We start from the raw sequence: 15915 nt of genomic DNA, 5'->3' as shown, positions 1-15915 counted from the left end.
CCGCGTCGTTGTCTGGCGTCGCATAAGCCGCGTCGTCTCGATCGGTCAAAGCTCTTGAAACGTGCTGTACGTCTGCCCGAAATCGTTGCGTTCGAGAAAATTCGTGTAGGTCATCGTCACCGACGCGTCGAGCGCTTCGACGTAATGCCACCAGCCGATCGGCAGAAACAGCAGTTCGCCCGGTTCGAGCGTGCACTCGATCATTCGCGTCTGCCGGACGGAAGGAAAGTGCTTGACGTCGATCGCGCCGCCGTCGATCAGCGAGTAGCAATGCAGATGGTTGTACATGTGCACGGTATCGGTGAACGGCACGAGCAGCACGCGCTTGCGTCCGACCACCTGCGCCATCACGTTGTTGGTCAGATCGTGGTGGAACGGCGTCTTCGTGCCGGCCGGTCCGAACCAGAAAAAGCCCGCGTCGACGGCGCTCGCATCCAGATACTCGCGAATCGGCGGCGCATCGGCCCATAACGCCGCGAGCGCCCCACGGTTGCGCGATGCGTTATTCGCCGTCATGTAGAAGTCGTTCGTCACGCCGCTCTGCTCGACGAGATCGACGTAGTCGCGAAAACGCATCGTGTGCTTCAACGCGGGCTGGTTGATCTCATAGTCCGCATCCGCATCGCGCCCAAACTGCACCTCGACTACGGCGTCGCCGCAGCGCGCGCGGAAGTAGTCGAAATTCCATCGCTCGCGCGCGGGCCACGAATCGAACATGCCCGTGATGATCACAGGCCGGTTCTGGAAATAGAACTGCTCGTAAAACGCATCGCGCGGCAAACGCGCGCATCGTTCGATGGAATCCGCTCCGGCGCGCATGCGATTCAGGTCGCCGTACACGGAAAGCATCCATTCGCGCTTTCGCAAACGATTGCGCAAGCGCGAACCGGCTCGAAAATAAGGGCTTCTCAGCGTGCTATCGATTTCGCATATCGCGTGATCGTGCTCGAACCCGTGTTGAACGAGTACGGCATGCACGGTTTCGGGCGCTGCGTCGAGCAACAGGTTTTCGGCGATCCAGCGACGCCATTCGTCATCGATCAGACGTGTCACGACAGCCCCCAAAACGTTGATGTCCCGTTCGACGGTATCTCCGGCATTGCGCGCGAACGTGCAACGCGATGCGCAAGGCGCGCGCCCGCGAAGCAAGCCCGACACGCATGAAAAACAAAAGGCACGCGGGTCGAAACCCGCGTGCCTCCTTATGGCCTTCCGGCCGGTTCGCGTCAGACGGAAAGCGGCGAGCCGCTCATCCGCCCGCGACAACCGCTCTTACATCTTGACGACGTCGAGCAGCGTCTTCTTGCCTGCCTTGTAGTTGTACAGCGAGATCACGCCGTGCTTCAGGTCGCCCTTCGAGTCGAACGTGGTTTCGCCGATCACACCCTTGTAGTCGGTGTTCGGCATCGCTGCGAGAATCTTCGCCGGATCGGTCGAGTTCGAACGCTTCATTGCGTCGACGACGATGTACACAGCGTCATACGTGAACGGAGCGTAGATCTGGATCGGCTGGCCGAAGCGCTTCTGATACTTCGCCTGGAACGCCGCGCCGCCTTCCATCTTCTCGAGCGCCATGCCGGCTTCCGAGCAGACGATATTGTCGGTTGCGTCGCCTGCCAGGTCAGACAGTTTGTCGGTACACACGCCGTCGCCAGCCAGCACCTTCGCGCGCAGGCCAAGCTGCTTCGCCTGCTTCGCGAACGGGCCGCCCGTTGCGTCCATGCCGCCGTACATGATCGCGTCCGGGTTTTCGCCCTTGATCTTCGTCAGAATGGCGCGGAAGTCGACGGCCTTGTCGTTCGTCGCGTCATGCGACAGCACGTTCAGACCCAGCGACTTGGCCGTCTTCTCGAATTCGTTCGCGAGACCCTGGCCGTAAGCCGTCGAGTCGTCGACGATCGCAACGCTCTTCACCTTCAGGACCTTGCCTGCGTAGTTAGCCAGTGCCGGACCTTGCTGCGCGTCGGTCGCCACGACGCGGTACGTCGTCTTGAAGCCCTGTTGCGTGTATGCCGGGTTCGTTGCCGACGGCGAGATCTGGACGATGCCTGCATCGCTATAGATCTTCGAAGCCGGGATCGACGTGCCCGAGTTCAGGTGGCCGACCACGGCGACAACCTTGTCGTCGACCAGCTTCTGCGCGACCTGCGTAGCCGTACGCGGGTCGGCTGCGTCGTCCTGTGCGTCCAGTTGCAGCGTGACCTTCTGGCCGCCGACCATCAGGCCCTTCGCGTTGATTTCCTCGACTGCGAGACGTGCGCCGTTCTCGTTGTCCTTGCCCAGGTGAGCGATGCCCCCAGTCAAGGGTGCAACATGGCCGATCTTGACAACGGTGTCGGCCGAAGCCGTCGTCGCCATCGTTGCAAACAGCATCGCCGCAGCGCTGATCGGCAACAGCTTTTGAATTTTGATGTTCATGTAAGTCTCCGATTTCGGTCCCAAAAACAACGTAATCGCCCTTGTGCCCCGCTTCCTTCACGTGTCGCTCAAATCCCGTGGACGACTCCGCCGGATGCATCGTTCATGCACTTGGCAAGCACGCGTACCAGCCTGTTTGTGGCAGGTGGCGCCCCGCGCTTGCGCGCAAGTGTAGGCCATCAAATTAATTTGTGGGGTTTTTTTGAGTAAGTGGGAACACTACCAATAGCGTTTGTCCCATTTAGTCGTGAATCGGGCCACAACGGTGTCCCGGAAGCGCCATCCATGCGGCTCTCGGGAACACGAAGCTTTCTTCTATAGCGCGTGCCTCAAGCTTTGCCGGCATCGTCCGTTAATGAGGCGGATATGCGCCGATCCCGTCATAACGCGTAAACGCAAAGGTGATAACGCCGCACTGAGAACGCTCTCGACTTTTCTGATACGCCACTCGCATATATGGGAGTAGGTGAAAGCGCCACCTTCTGTTTTCGACGCACGCGCATGCCCATGGCTCCCACACGAAACTCCCAGTAGAGCGCCCCGATCAGTATCACTGCACTCACGCTCTCTCAGCGCTTGCGTCGATTCGGCGCATTCGGGATTGCGTTCCTCAGACGAGTGCGTGGACACGCGCGCAACTCATGCGCCGACTTCTGCGAAGCCTGTGCAGCAGGACCGGCGAACCATCGCGATCGTTTCAATCCGCTTACGGGGCGACGCCGCCAGCGAAGCGCGTCAGTCAGCCGTCAGCGCGCGCGAGCGCCCGCTGCAGCCGCTTTCTTTTGATGGCACACTGAGCGCCCGCCGCGGGCGAGGCGCGCGCAAACGATTGTCTGCCCACAGCAGTGCAACAGCAAACAGCAAACAGCAAACAGCAAACAGCAAACAGCAAACAGCAGCAGCCGACCGCGGCATCCCCGTTTATGCAAGGAGAAACAACGTGAGCGTGACTTCCCGATGGATCGACATTCCGACCGGCAATGACTCGTTTGGCGCGTACATGTCGACGCCGAAAAGCGGCAAGGGTCCCGCCGTCATCATCATTCAGGAGATCTTCGGCGTGAACGGCCACATTCGCGACGTCGTCGATCAATATGCGCAGGACGGCTATATCGCAATCGCACCGGACATTTTCTGGCGCACGCAGCCGCGCGTCGAACTCGCGTACGTGGGCGCGGATCGCGACAAGGGCATCGAGATTCTGCAAAAGACCAACGTCGAGCTCGCTGTCGCGGACATCGGCGCAACGGCGGCCGCGCTGCGCGCGATGCCCGAAGTGACGGGCAAGGTCGCGGGCATCGGCTACTGCTTCGGCGGACGTCTCGCGTACCTGGCAGCAGCGGAAGGTACGCTCGATATCGCCGTGTCGTATTACGGCGGCGGCATCCAGAACCAGCTCGACAAGGCGCCGCAGATCAAGGTGCCGATGCAGTTCCACTACGGCGAGCTGGACCACGGCATTCCGCTGTCGGCCGTCGGCGAAGTGAAGGAGCGCTTCGCGGGCCGCGACGACGCCGAGCTGTACATCTACCCGAACGCCGATCACGGCTTCAACTGCTCCGAGCGCGCGAGCTATCACCAGCACTCGGCAGCGCTCGCGCACGGCCGCACGCTGACTTTCCTCGCCACCCACGCGTAAGTTACGCTAGAGGCGTGACGTGGCTGCGTCGCTCCTGACCTCTGTACGTCACGTCACCGGCAGCCCGCGCGTGTCGTCAACAACATACCAATCCGGGCGGGGGCCTTCGTCGTGCAAGCCGATTATCTCGACCATGATGCGATCGGCCTCGCCGATCTCGTGCGCAAACGCAAGGTGAGCGCGCGCGAGCTGCTCGAAACAGCGATCGCGCGCGCCGAGGCCGCCAATCCCGCAATCAACGCGATCGTTCTGAAGGATTACGACGCCGCTCGCCAGCGCGCGTCGCGCGAGCGCGTGAACGGCAGCGCGTTTGCTTCGGGCGCCGACGATCTCGGCGACGGACCGCTTGCAGGTGTGCCGTATCTGATCAAGGACCTGGGGCTACCCGTTAAAGGGCTGCGCATGTCGATGGGCAGCCGCCACTACCGGCACTACGTTCCCACCGAAGACGCCCCGCTCGTCACATTGACCCGCGCCGCCGGCCTCAACATTTTCGGCAAGACGAGCACGTCGGAGATGGGCCAGATGCCTTTTACGGAGCCCGAACTTTTTGGCCCGTGCCGCAATCCGTGGAGTCTCGATCACACGCCGGGCGGCTCGAGCGGCGGTTCGGCCTCGGCCGTCGCGGCGGGCATCGTGCCGCTCGCGCATGCGTCGGACGGCGGCGGTTCGATCCGCATTCCCGCGTCGTGCTGCGGACTCTTCGGACTCAAGCCGTCGCGCGGACGCCAGCCGACGAATGCCGTGCCAGCGCCCGGCGACCTCGGCATCGATCACGCCGTCTCGCGCAGCGTGCGCGACAGCGCGTTGCTGCTCGATCTCACCTCCGGCAACGCGGAGCAGCCAATGGGCGCGCCCGGCACTTTCCTCGCCGCGACGCGCGAACCGTGCAAGCCGCTGCACATCGCATTCGTGACGGACCCGATGTTCGCGCCCGCGCTGTCCCCCGACGCCCGCGCCGCGCTCGACGATGCCGCGCAGCTCGCGGCGTCGCTGGGCCATCGCATCGAACCCGTCTCGCTCGGCATCGACTTCGCGAGTCTTCGCGAAGCGTTTCTGATGATCTGGTCGATCAGCGCCGAGAATCTCGTGCTAAAGGCCGATCAGATCACGGGCCGCAAGCCAAACCGCGACGAATTCGAAATCGCGACGTGGACGATGGGCCACATTGGCCGCAAGCTCGGCGAGCGCGAGCTGCCCGAGGCGCTCGAGGTGCAGCGCGGCGTCAGCGCGAAACTCGCCGATCTGATGACGCGTTACGACGTGATCCTGTGCGCGACGCTTGCGTCCGCACCGATCAAGATCGGCGAGATGCAGCCGACTGCCGCCGAGAAAATGCAGATGCGCGCGATCACGACCGTCCCCGTCGAACCGCTGATGCGCAAGCTGCTGACGGATGTCTCGAACAAGGCGTTCGCGTGGGCCGGCTGCACGGAGCTTTTCAATCTGACGGGACAGCCGGCGATGTCCGTGCCGCTCTACTGGAATGCGCGCGGCCTGCCGATCGGCGTGCAGTTCGCGACGCGCGAAGGCGGCGAGGCGACGTTGCTGCGGCTCGCGGCTCAACTGGAGACGGCGCGTCCGTGGTTCGACAGGCGGCCGCCGCTGATGCCCGCGCGAATCTAGGCCGTCGCGAAGAGCGCGACGAAAACACTCAGGCGGGCTTGCGCATCGCGTCGAGATCGGCGTGACGCTGGGCGGGCACGCACGCGACGGCGACGATCGACAGCGCGAGCCCGCACATCACGTAGTACGTCGGCGCGAGCGGAGAACCCGTCGTCTTGATGAGCCACGCGACGATGAACTGGCCGAAGCCGCCGAACAGCATCACCGCGAGGTTGTACGCGAGCGAAAGGCCGATCGAGCGCACGTTCGCGGGAAAGAGTTCGGCCATCAGCGCGCCGAACGGGCCGTAGTAGCCGGAAAGCGTGACCGACAGGATCGCCTGCACGAGAATCAGCTTCGATACGCTCGGCGCCGCTTCGAGCCACGCGAAGAGCGGATAGATCAGCACCAGCGTGAGGATCAGCGACCACAGGGAAATGCCCTTGCGCCCCATGCGGTCCGACCAGGCGCCCATCACGGGCGACAGCACCACGAGCAGCAGATTGCCGACTATCACCGCCGTGAACGAATCGGCGTAGGGCAGCTTCAGTTGCGTGACCGCGAAGGTCGGCAGATAGCTGATCAACACGTAGATCGAAACCGTGAGCGCAATCACCGAGCCGAGTCCGCACAGCACGTCGCGGCTATGGTGGGTGAAAAGCTCACGGAGCGTCGCGCGGCGCGCGGTCTGCTTCGCGTGCAGAAATGCTTCGGAATCCCCGAGATGCCGGCGGATGTAGTAGCCAGTCGGCCCGATCACGAGCCCGATGATGAACGGCACGCGCCAGCCCCAGGACTTGAGCGCGTCCGGCGACAACCCGCGCGTCACCAGCGCGCCGACGACGGCGCCGAGCAGCAGCGCCGCCGCCTGGCTCGCCATCTGCCAACTGCCGTAGAAGCCGCGTTTCGAGAACGGCGCCGCTTCGATCAGCAGCGCGGTCGAACTGCCGAACTCGCCGCCCGCGGAGAAGCCTTGCAGCAAACGGCCGATCACGATGACGATCGGCGCGCCGATGCCGATCGCCGAGTACGGCGGTGCGATCGCGAGCAGCAGAATGCCGAGCGTCATCAGCGCGATCACGAGCGAGAGCGCGGCCTTGCGTCCCGCGCGGTCCGCATACAGGCCGAGCACGATGCCGCCGACAGGCCGCATCACGAACGCAACGCCGAGGCTCGCTGTCGTGAGGAGAATCGATGAGTAGTCGCTGCGGGTGGGAAAGAAGAGTTCCGCGATGACGACGGTGAGAAAACCGAAGACGGTGAAGTCATACCATTCGAGCGCGTTACCGATGACGGCCGCCGTGACCGCACGGGTATTGAGGCTCCTGGATGCGCTCCTCGATGCTGTCGACATCGGTGTCTCCCGCCTTCGTCAAGGCGTCGGGTGCGTTGGATTGAAGTTGATTCGAATGGGGGGCGGCGAGGCCCCGCGCGCACGCCTTGCGAGTGTATAAGAGCACGACATCCCGTTTCAACCACATTCATAAGGCAAAAGCGCGTTCACAAGACAAGAGAGCGCCACGCCGCATTGCGCGGCGGGCGCTCTCTTCGGCTGCCGGGAAAGGCGCGTCGAGCGATGCTGCGATGCATCGCCCATCACGCGCCCCGTGGAACTTCGCTCAGGCCTTCTTGTTATATGCGCTGCACCAGCCTTTGTTCGCCACCTGCTTGCCGGCGAACATCGGGCACGGCGCATAGGCGTCGGTGGGCTTGCCCTGGAAGAAACTGCAGTTGCCGCAGTCCTGGCCAGCGGCGTATTTCGCGTACTTGGCCTTGTCGACTTTCGTCGCGTCTTCTTTGTAGCCGAGTGCCTGCGCGGTCGGATCGGATTCGGCGACCTTCGGCGCATCGGCGAATGCCTGGCGGGACAGCGCGAGCGAAGATGCAACGCCGATGCTCGTGATCAAAAACGTACGACGGGAATTCTTCATGGGGACTCACTCCATTTCTCTTGTGGGTATTGATCAAGCCGTTCTGACGACAGCCGTCCCCAAGCATAGCAATGAAGCCGACGCGCGTGATGCTCGAAATGCCCGTCATAAGCAAATCCGTAGCGTGAACGCTGAATCGCAAGGTCGGCTTATGGAGATCCGATGCGTGTCACGGCGTCGTCGCCCTCTCGCTACATGTCGGCGCTTGCGCGTTCGCGCCGTTGGCTTTTGCGAACCCGCCGTTGGTCTTTGCGAACCGCTCGCAGCTACGCGCGACCGCTCACTTCGCATACGCGCTGCGCGATCGCAAGCGATGCCGTCAGCCCCGGCGACTCGATGCCGAACAGGTTCACGAGCCCGCGCACGCCATGCGCGGCGGGGCCTTGAATCAGGAAGTCGGCGGCTGGCTCGCCGGGCCCCGACAGCTTCGGACGGATGCCCGCATACGCCGGCTGCAGCGCTTCGTCGGGAAGTCCGGGCCAGTACGCGCGAATCGCCGCATAGAACGAGTCCGCGCGACGCGGATCGACGTCGTAGCCGATCGAATCGACCCATTCGACGTCGGGCCCGAAACGCGTCTGCCCGCCGAGATCGATCGTCAGATGCACGCCGAGCCCCGCTTCGTTCGGCATCGGATAGATCAGGCGGCTAAACGGCGCGCGGCCTGAAATGCTGAAATAGTTGCCGCGCGCGAGATAGAGCGGCGGCACGTGGCGCGCGTCGAGTCCGCGAATTTTGCGCGCGAGCGCGTTCGCATGCAGGCCGGCGCTGTTGATCACGCACGCGGCGCCGATCGTGGTCGGCGAACTGCCGCCGACCTTCACGACAAAGCGTCCGTTGATCGCTTCGACCGCTTCGACGGGCGCATGAAACGCGCAGATCGCGCCGTCGCGTTCGGCGTCGCCGAGCAGCGCCAGCATCAACTGATGGCTGTCGACGATGCCCGTCTGCGGCGAGAACACCGCTTCGACGCATCGCAGCGACGGCTCCAGTTCCTGCGCTTCCTCGCCGGAGATGCGCATCAGGTCGAGCACGCCGTTTTCCTTGCCGCGCGCCATGATGCTTTCGAGTTGAGGAATCTGGTTGCGCGCGGTCGCGACCAGCAGTTTGCCGCAGCGCTGATGCGGCACGCCGCGTTCCGCGCAGTAGTCGTAGAGCATTTCGCGGCCGCGCACGCACAGCGTCGCCTTGAGCGAGCCACGCGAATAGTAGATGCCCGCGTGTATGACTTCGCTATTGCGCGAACTCGTGCCGACACCGATGGCTTCGGCCGCTTCGAGCACGATCACTTCACGCCCGCGCGCAGCCAGAGCGCGCGCGACGGCAAGACCGACGACGCCAGCGCCGATCACCACACATTCGATCTGATCCATGTCCGTTGGACGCGGCTCGGTGCGCCGCGTTCTGTCTCGTCATCCACCTGGATATCGAAAGCGTGCGGCACCGTGTGAACCGGGCCGCGCGCTGTCGAACGCTTCGCATGCACAATGCGAAATCGCACAGCGCGCCACAGACACAAATGCCCGCAACCTTATCCGGCTGCGGGCATCGATATGTGGGAACGCTGGCGCGTTTGACTCAGTGTACGCCGACGACGCGCATTCCTGGTAAATTCGGGCGCACTCTCGCGGGCTGGCGTTCCGCGCGCGCCACAACAGGGTTGATCAATCCGTGGCAGTTGTGCGTTTGAAAAGATGGTGCAGATTCACTTGCGCGACGGGCACCGTATAGCCGCCCATCGCGAACTGCTGCGGGTACGCGGGGGCATTCGGATTCAGGCTCAGTTCGCCGTTTGCGCGCGCTTGCACCAGTTCCGCCCTCACTTCGGCGCGCGTCTTCGGGCCGTTCTGCGCGGACGGCGTTTGCGTCGGAGCGGGACTATAGCCGCTCGCGAAAGCCGGCACGGCGACCACTGCGGAAATCAACAGCGCTGCAAGCGAAGACTTTTTCATGATCGGTTCCTGACGTGACGTTGGAAACGCGGTTCGCATTTCGATGAACGCAGTCTAGTCCTCGCCTATCATGTTGCCGACCCTGATTAATGGAATTGACTGTTGCCGGATTCATCCAGATTCGACGCGAATCGCCCTTTATACAGCGTGGAAAACCCGCACCATTGGGAACAATAAAAAGGCCGCGCAAACGCGGCCCTTTCGCATATCTGGCGCCGGCGCCGCTAGAAACCGATCGGTTTGCGGCGCGAGTTGTAGTCGAGGCGGATATCGTCGGCGCTTATGTGGTCGCGACCCGCGATGCGCGCCGAGCCGAAGCCGTTCAGGATCGCGCGCCGCATTTCGCGCGGCGACGCCTGCGCCAGCGCGTCGAGCGCTTCTTCGCCCATTTCCGCCGGAAAGCGCTGCCCCCAGCCATGCGCCGAGCGGATCTCGTCGTAGATCGACTGCGCGATGCGCCGCGAGCCCGCATGATCCGGCGGCGGAATCTCGTAGACGTTCATCCGGTTGAGGATCGGTTCGGGAATCGCGCGCTCGTCGTTTGCGGTCGCGATCCAGATCACATGGCCGGCGTTGATCGGGATCTCCGCGAACTCGTCGATGAACGTCTGCGCGGTGTCGTGTTCGAGCAATGCGTAGAGCGCGCCGAGCGGATCGTATTGCGAATCGCCCGTGGCCTTGTCGATTTCATCGACGGCGATCACCGGGTTCGCATAGCTGCCGTGCACGAGCGCGTCGAACACCTTGCCCGGCTTCGCGTTCTTCCATTGCGACGACGCACCCGACAGAATCCAGCCCGCCGTCAGCGAACTCATCGCGACATAGTGATACGACGTGCCGAGCATGCGCGCGAGCTGCTTCGCGAAGTGCGTCTTGCCGATGCCGGGATCGCCGAGCAGCAGGATCGGCATCAGCTCCAGCCGGTCGTCCGTTTCGAGGCACAGCGCGACCTGCTTGCGGATATCGTCGAGCGGTTCCGTGAAGTTGGGCAGCGCGCCGATCAGATCGTCGATGGACGGCATCCGGTTCGGCTTCACGCAAAACCGCAGATTGCCGACCTTCAGCATCTTCTCGTACGTGGAACGCAGTGCGTCGCTGGCGCCTTCGCTCAGTTCGTTCAGCGCGGTCTCCACCTGATCGAGGTCGTAGACCTTGCTGAACGACGCAACCGCGATTTCCTGTTTCACCATTGCCGTTGTCATCGCTTCACCCCGTCGTGCCGGACTTGCAGCCGCAGCGTCCCGGACGCCGCTCCCGTTTCAGTGTAACGACGCCGCAATCCCATGCAAGCCAGCAGCCACGCGGGTGTGCTGCTAACGCCTCAGCGGACGAGGCGCTTGCTTGAATCGCCACGTCCGCGCCCTTATCTGCAATGCACGGTTACCGCCGGAAGCTGAACCTTGGTTCCAGATCGGATGTCAGAAAACCGTTATCCCGATAAAGCGTAAGATGGTCGGCGCTCGCGAGAAAGAACGCGCGGATACCGCACGCTTTGGCGAAACGCAGCGATTCCGGAGACTCTCTTTTCATGTTGAAAACCAGCTTCGCCGCCTTCCTGCTTGGCACCGCGCTGATCGCGCAGGCCCCGATGGCTCAAGCGCAACAGCGCCCCGCGGCGCCCGTCGTCAAATGGGAATTGCAGGTGATCCGCGACGGCCAGCAGATCGATACGTTCGACGGCACGACGACTGTCGGCCAGGCGCGCACCGACACGCATCATCACGTGGTGCAGAACAGCGTCGGCTGCAAGGACGTGCCGGCGGGCAGCATCGATCTCGCGCGCACGCTGACCGTCTCGCCGACACAGGTGGATACGACCGGCGTCACGTTCTCGATCGACGCGCAGGAAACGCTCGAAGAGCCGGGCATGCGCACCACGGACACCGGCTGCAAACTGCCGCCACAGCCGCGCCAGGTGAGCGCGAATCATCCGGCGCTGAAGGTGCCGCCGGGCGACTGGACCACATGGACGATCGTCGACAAGGACCCGAATCTCGTCTATCGGTTGCGTGCAAGCGTCGCAAACAATCCGTGAACTCAACGAACGACGTGGATAACGCGGCATGCGAAACCCCGAAGAACTGATACGCGAAAACATCGACCCGAAAGACTTCATCGCCGTGAGCTGGAATCTGCACAAGGGCCGTTCGCCGCTCGGCTTCCAGGCATGGCAGGCGATGCAGCGCTGGGTGCAGTCCGTCCATGCCGATGCGTATTTCCTGCAGGAAGCAATGGCTCGCCGGATGCCCACGCCCGTGCTGGCCAGCGCGTTCGGCGCGCGCATGAGCGATTTCGACAACGACGTATGGCATTGCCAGGCAACCGAAATCGCCGAGTCGCTGGATTTGCAGATCGCGCTCGGACCGAACGTGTTCAAGCCGTCGTGGCGGCATGGCAATGCGATCCTGTCGCCGCATCCGCTCGATCTCGGCGGACGCTGGGACATCTCCGCGCACCGTTTCGAGCGGCGCGGGCTGCTCGTCGCGCGCGCGACGTTCGGCGGGCATTCGGTAACGCTGCTGTGCGCGCACCTCGCCCTCACGCGCCAGGCCCGGCTGCGACAGATGCACTGGATCGCGCACTGGATCTCGAAGGAAGCGCCGGATGGTCCGCTCGTGCTCGCGGGCGACTTCAACGACTGGCGCAACGATTCGGTGCCGCTCTTTCGTGAACACGGCCTCGAAGAAGTGGCGACGCTGCTCGGTGAGCCGGGCCGCACGTTCCCCGCGTTCTCGCCTGCGCTCGCGCTCGACAAGATGTTCGTGCGCGGCATGAAGCCCATCGAATGGATCCAGCCCGCGCAGGAAACCGCGTGGCTGTCGGATCACCTGCCGTATATGGCGCGGCTGCGCGTCGAATAGACGCGAACTTGTGACGCGGACTTCGTGGTCAGTCGCGCCGTGGCGTCCAGACGAGTTGCGCGCTGATCGTTTCGCCGGGCCTTAGCACCCGGTAGCCCGCGCGCTCGCGCATCTGCATGTCTTGCGCGTTGAAGCAGTCGGTCGTGTTCGTGACGGGCTCGACGCACAACTGCGCCTCGTTCGCGGGCGCAAACACCACCAGATGATCGAACGGCGCGTCGGCTGTCAACGTCAACTGGCGACGCTCGTCCCGCCACGCAACCGTCGCTTCGCGCGACCAGCCGCTGAAGTTGTTGTCGAGATCGAACGCATCAGCGCTCATGCCGTGCTTCAGCGCGTCGACGGCGGGATGCGGCCCGAGGCGAGTCGGCAGCACGTCTTCGTTCGTGTGCCACATCTGCTCGACATTCGCGGTGATCGTGGTGTTCGCCGTGCGCGGGTAATACGGATGATGGCCCATGCCGAACGGCATCGGACCGCTCGACACATTCCGCGCTGCAAGCGTGATGCGCAGCGCGTCACCCAGCAACTCGATGCGCTGGCTCGCGCGATAACGGAACGGCCAGTCGCCGCGCACGGCGGGATCGGGCACATGCTCGAATTGCAGTTCGACGGATGCCGCCGTGCGCGCACCGACTCGCCACGGCCTCTTCCACGCGTGACCGTGCAGCGCGTGCCCGAACGCGTCGTCATCGGAGACCAGATCGATCGTGCGGCCGTCGAACTCGAATCGCCCGTCTCGAATGCGGTTGCAGTATGGAAAGAGCGGAAAGCTCGCCATCCGCAGGGGATCGCATCCGGCGATGGCCGCATGCGTCGCGGGGCGCAGCCAGTGCAGCACGCGTTGCGATGCTCGTTCACGCACCGTCTCGTAGTACGCGGCTATCGATCCGCCGACGTGCGGCGCGACCACGAGCGTCGTATCGCCGCTCGACAGCACGACGAGCGAAGGATCGTCGATGCGCAAATCGGTGGCCGCGTCGGCCGCAGGTGGTTTGAAGAAGGCTTCGCGCATGATCGTTTGAGTTGGCGTGGACGGTTGCGGCGCAAGGCGGCGTCCCATCATGCCGAAGCGGCTCGCGCGACCGAGAATCGCATGCAGAAGCGCCCAGGTCAATATTATTAGTAATAATTTATCCGGAAAGGCGGTTCATCAGACGACGAACGCAAGCCGGGAAAAGCGGGTTTGCGCGTGTTGTCCGGCGCATATTATTAGTGTTACCGTCAGCACGACGATGCCTGCGGCATCCCCCGTCTACAAGCCGCCTCGCGCGGTCAGATCAATGAAAAAATCGACCCAGCGCCGCCCGACGATGACCGATATCGCCAAGCTCACCGGCGTATCGCAATCGACTGTTTCCCTCGTCCTCAACAACGCGACCAGCGCGAAGTTTTCCGAAGCCACGCGCAACAAGGTACTGAAAACGGCGCAGGAACTCGGCTACCGGCTCGCCCCGCGCGAACCGCTGCCGCGGTCTTCCGACGAACGCAACCTGATCATCTATCTCGCCGATGAAATCTCGACGAGCCCGCACCCCGTGGTGAACGTCGACGGCGCGCGCGACGCCGCGTATGCAAGCGGCAAGCTGCTCGCCGTCTACTCGACGCACGGCAACGTGGACATCGAACAGCAGGTGCTCGATGCCGTGCTCGCCAGCCCGACCGTATTCGGCGTGATCTACGCAACCGTCTACACGCGCAAGGTGTCGCTGCCCGGCGCGCTGTCGCGCGTACCGACCGTGCTGCTGAACTGCTACACGAGCGAGGGAGGCCAGTCGTCGATCGTGCCCGCCGAGGTCGCGGGCGGCCATGTCGCGACGGAATACCTGCTGCGCGCGGGCCATAGGCGGATTGGCTACATCAACGGCGAGCACTGGCAGGACGCCGCGAAGGACCGCCTGAAGGGCTACCGCACCGCGCTCGCCACGGCCGACCTGCCGTTCGCGCCGGAGATGGTGCGCGACGGCGACTGGAGCTCGGGCACGGGCTTCGAGCACACGCTTTCGCTGATGCGCGAGCCGCATCCGCCTACCGCGATCTTCTGCGCGAACGACCTGATGGCGCTCGGCGCGATCGAGGCGCTGAAGCAACTCGGCTATCGCGTCCCCGACGACGTCTCCGTGCTCGGCTACGACGATCAGGAGATCGCGCGCCACACACATCCGCCGCTTTCGACCGTCGTGTTGCCGAACTACGAGCTGGGCCGCTGGGCCGTCGAAACGCTGCTTCAGGAAGTGCAGAACCAGGCGGCGGGCGCGCCCGTCCGTCATCGGATGGTGAAGCTCGACGGTCCGTTGATCGAGCGCGGATCGGTCAGGGTAATTACCGAGGCAAAAGCGCCAGCAATTAATATTATTAGTGATTGACCGATAATAATTCGCGATGAAATAATCGGCGCGACCGGTCACGTCATCACCGGAGTGCCGGCGGCAGTTGAAGCAAAAAGCACAACATACCCAACTGGTACCTGGAGGAAGACATGGCGTCGCTCAATCGGGATTCGCGCCGGCAACGGCTTCAGCCGCTCGCCGCATCGCTCGTGGCAGTCGCTCTGGGTTTCGGCGTCGCGTCGGCACAGGCCGACGATCTGCCGAAGCTCGTCACCAAAACGCCGCTGAAAGTCGGCTTCGCGCAGACGGAGAGCAACAATCCGTGGCGTCTCGCCGAAACGAAAAGCTTCAAGGAAATCGCCGCGAAGTGTGGCTGGCAACTCGTGATGACCGATGCAAACGGGTCGAACTCGAAGCAGGTCTCCGACATTCAGAGCATGATCGCGCAGCACGTCGATTTGCTCGTGTTCCCGCCGCGCGAAGAAAAGCCGCTCGCACCCGTCGTGCTGCAGGCCAAGAAGGCGGGCATTCCCGTGATTCTGGTCGACCGCAACGTCGATCAGTCGGTCGCGAAGGCGGGCCGCGACTACATCACGTTCATCGGCTCCGACTTCATCGACCAGGGCCACCGCGCCGCCGACTGGCTCATCAAGGCGACGGGCGGCAAGGCGAAGATCATCGAGCTGGAAGGCACGACGGGCGCCTCCGCCGCGAACGACCGCAAGAAGGGCTTCGATGAAGTGATCGCGAAGCAATCGGGCATGTCGATCATCGCGTCGCAAAGCGGCGACTTCGCGCGCGACAAGGGGCGCCAGGTGATGGAAACGCTGTTGCAGGCGCACCCGGACGTGACGGCCGTCTACGCGCACAACGACGAAATGGCGCTCGGCGCGATCGCCGCGATCAAGGCGGCCGGCAAGCAGCCGGGCAAGGACATCCAGATCGTGACCATCGACGGCACGAAGGGCGGCCTCGACGCGATCGCCTCGGGCGAACTCGGCGCGAGCGTGCAGTCGAGCCCGTTCTTCGGCCCGCTCGCGTGCGATGTCGCGCAGCGCTTCGCGAAGGGTGAAAAGATTCCGACGTGGGTCAAGGTGTCGGACCGCTTCTACGACAAGAGCAACGTTCAGGAAAGCATGCAGTACGGTTACTGAGCGGGTTAATCCGAAGTTCCAGTAG

14 protein-coding genes are annotated in these 15915 nt (G+C 63.4%); 6 read left to right on the top strand and 8 right to left on the bottom strand.

The window, feature by feature from the left end; genetic code table 11:
- Positions 1-45: 45 nt before the first annotated feature.
- Positions 46-1044 carry a cupin-like domain-containing protein gene (locus tag BN2476_RS40695; RefSeq protein ID WP_087739839.1) on the bottom strand — a complete coding sequence of 333 codons (999 nt, stop codon included), beginning with the start codon at positions 1042-1044 and terminating at the stop codon, positions 46-48.
- Positions 1045-1272: 228 nt separating this feature from the next.
- Positions 1273-2418, bottom strand: coding sequence for a branched-chain amino acid ABC transporter substrate-binding protein (locus BN2476_RS40690; protein WP_087739803.1), 1146 nt, complete (start codon positions 2416-2418; stop codon positions 1273-1275).
- A 940-nt stretch (positions 2419-3358) separates the two neighbouring features.
- Between BN2476_RS40690 and BN2476_RS40685 the strand changes: the two genes are divergently transcribed.
- Both BN2476_RS40685 and BN2476_RS40680 read left to right on the top strand, forming a co-directional pair.
- Positions 3359-4057, top strand: coding sequence for a dienelactone hydrolase family protein (locus BN2476_RS40685; RefSeq protein ID WP_087739802.1), 699 nt, complete (start codon positions 3359-3361; stop codon positions 4055-4057).
- Between the two features lie 111 nt (positions 4058-4168).
- A complete protein-coding gene (locus BN2476_RS40680) occupies positions 4169-5683 on the top strand; it encodes an amidase (protein WP_173819720.1) in 1515 nt (504 codons plus the stop codon).
- Positions 5684-5711: 28 nt separating this feature from the next.
- On the opposite strand, the gene BN2476_RS40675 is transcribed toward BN2476_RS40680, so the two are convergent.
- From BN2476_RS40675 to BN2476_RS40655, 5 genes are all read right to left on the bottom strand, one after another.
- Positions 5712-7016, bottom strand: a complete 1305-nt coding sequence (locus tag BN2476_RS40675) for an MFS transporter (protein ID WP_087739800.1) — start codon at positions 7014-7016, stop codon at positions 5712-5714.
- 265 nt (positions 7017-7281) lie between these two features.
- Entirely contained in the window at positions 7282-7593 is a 312-nt protein-coding gene (locus BN2476_RS40670; protein WP_087739799.1) for a high-potential iron-sulfur protein, read from the bottom strand.
- Between the two features lie 266 nt (positions 7594-7859).
- Positions 7860-8966: an NAD(P)/FAD-dependent oxidoreductase gene (locus BN2476_RS40665; RefSeq protein WP_087739798.1), complete on the bottom strand. Its 1107-nt coding sequence runs from the start codon at positions 8964-8966 to the stop codon at positions 7860-7862.
- Between the two features lie 291 nt (positions 8967-9257).
- Positions 9258-9545: a DUF4148 domain-containing protein gene (locus tag BN2476_RS40660; RefSeq protein ID WP_087739838.1), complete on the bottom strand. Its 288-nt coding sequence runs from the start codon at positions 9543-9545 to the stop codon at positions 9258-9260.
- 224 nt (positions 9546-9769) lie between these two features.
- Positions 9770-10747, bottom strand: a complete 978-nt coding sequence (locus BN2476_RS40655) for an AAA family ATPase (RefSeq protein ID WP_087739797.1) — start codon at positions 10745-10747, stop codon at positions 9770-9772.
- A 326-nt stretch (positions 10748-11073) separates the two neighbouring features.
- On the opposite strand from BN2476_RS40655, the gene BN2476_RS40650 reads away from it, so the two are divergent.
- Both BN2476_RS40650 and BN2476_RS40645 read left to right on the top strand, forming a co-directional pair.
- Positions 11074-11580, top strand: coding sequence for a hypothetical protein (locus BN2476_RS40650; RefSeq protein WP_087739796.1), 507 nt, complete (start codon positions 11074-11076; stop codon positions 11578-11580).
- A gap of 28 nt (positions 11581-11608) precedes the next feature.
- On the top strand, positions 11609-12406 hold the full coding sequence (locus tag BN2476_RS40645) for an endonuclease/exonuclease/phosphatase family protein (protein ID WP_087739795.1): 798 nt from the start codon (positions 11609-11611) through the stop codon (positions 12404-12406).
- A 28-nt stretch (positions 12407-12434) separates the two neighbouring features.
- On the opposite strand, the gene BN2476_RS40640 is transcribed toward BN2476_RS40645, so the two are convergent.
- Entirely contained in the window at positions 12435-13421 is a 987-nt protein-coding gene (locus BN2476_RS40640) for an aldose 1-epimerase (RefSeq protein ID WP_173819722.1), read from the bottom strand.
- A gap of 298 nt (positions 13422-13719) precedes the next feature.
- Here BN2476_RS40640 and BN2476_RS40635 point away from each other — a divergent pair, with 298 nt between their 5' ends.
- Together BN2476_RS40635 and BN2476_RS40630 are read left to right on the top strand one after the other, a co-directional pair.
- Complete coding sequence (locus tag BN2476_RS40635; RefSeq protein ID WP_087739794.1) at positions 13720-14772, top strand: LacI family DNA-binding transcriptional regulator; 1053 nt, start codon at positions 13720-13722, stop codon at positions 14770-14772.
- 113 nt (positions 14773-14885) lie between these two features.
- Positions 14886-15890 (top strand): ABC transporter substrate-binding protein, encoded by a 1005-nt coding sequence (locus BN2476_RS40630; protein WP_087739793.1) that lies wholly within the window; start codon positions 14886-14888, stop codon positions 15888-15890.
- Positions 15891-15915 lie beyond the last annotated feature (25 nt).

The organism is Paraburkholderia piptadeniae, from assembly GCF_900007165.1.
Classification (GTDB): Bacteria; Pseudomonadota; Gammaproteobacteria; order Burkholderiales; family Burkholderiaceae; genus Paraburkholderia; species Paraburkholderia piptadeniae.
Note: the sequence above shows the minus strand (reverse complement) of the source record. Positions and strands in the feature narration are given on the sequence as shown.

Coding starts and splice junctions, on each gene's coding strand:
- BN2476_RS40660 (WP_087739838.1), bottom strand. CDS start 9,545: ATGAAAAAGTCTTCGCTTGCAGCGCTGTTGATTTCCGCAGTGGTCGCC.
- BN2476_RS40645 (WP_087739795.1), top strand. CDS start 11,609: ATGCGAAACCCCGAAGAACTGATACGCGAAAACATCGACCCGAAAGAC.
- BN2476_RS40635 (WP_087739794.1), top strand. CDS start 13,720: ATGACCGATATCGCCAAGCTCACCGGCGTATCGCAATCGACTGTTTCC.
- BN2476_RS40690 (WP_087739803.1), bottom strand. CDS start 2,418: ATGAACATCAAAATTCAAAAGCTGTTGCCGATCAGCGCTGCGGCGATG.
- BN2476_RS40630 (WP_087739793.1), top strand. CDS start 14,886: ATGGCGTCGCTCAATCGGGATTCGCGCCGGCAACGGCTTCAGCCGCTC.
- BN2476_RS40665 (WP_087739798.1), bottom strand. CDS start 8,966: ATGGATCAGATCGAATGTGTGGTGATCGGCGCTGGCGTCGTCGGTCTT.
- BN2476_RS40640 (WP_173819722.1), bottom strand. CDS start 13,421: ATGCGCGAAGCCTTCTTCAAACCACCTGCGGCCGACGCGGCCACCGAT.
- BN2476_RS40670 (WP_087739799.1), bottom strand. CDS start 7,593: ATGAAGAATTCCCGTCGTACGTTTTTGATCACGAGCATCGGCGTTGCA.
- BN2476_RS40675 (WP_087739800.1), bottom strand. CDS start 7,016: ATGTCGACAGCATCGAGGAGCGCATCCAGGAGCCTCAATACCCGTGCG.
- BN2476_RS40650 (WP_087739796.1), top strand. CDS start 11,074: ATGTTGAAAACCAGCTTCGCCGCCTTCCTGCTTGGCACCGCGCTGATC.
- BN2476_RS40655 (WP_087739797.1), bottom strand. CDS start 10,747: ATGACAACGGCAATGGTGAAACAGGAAATCGCGGTTGCGTCGTTCAGC.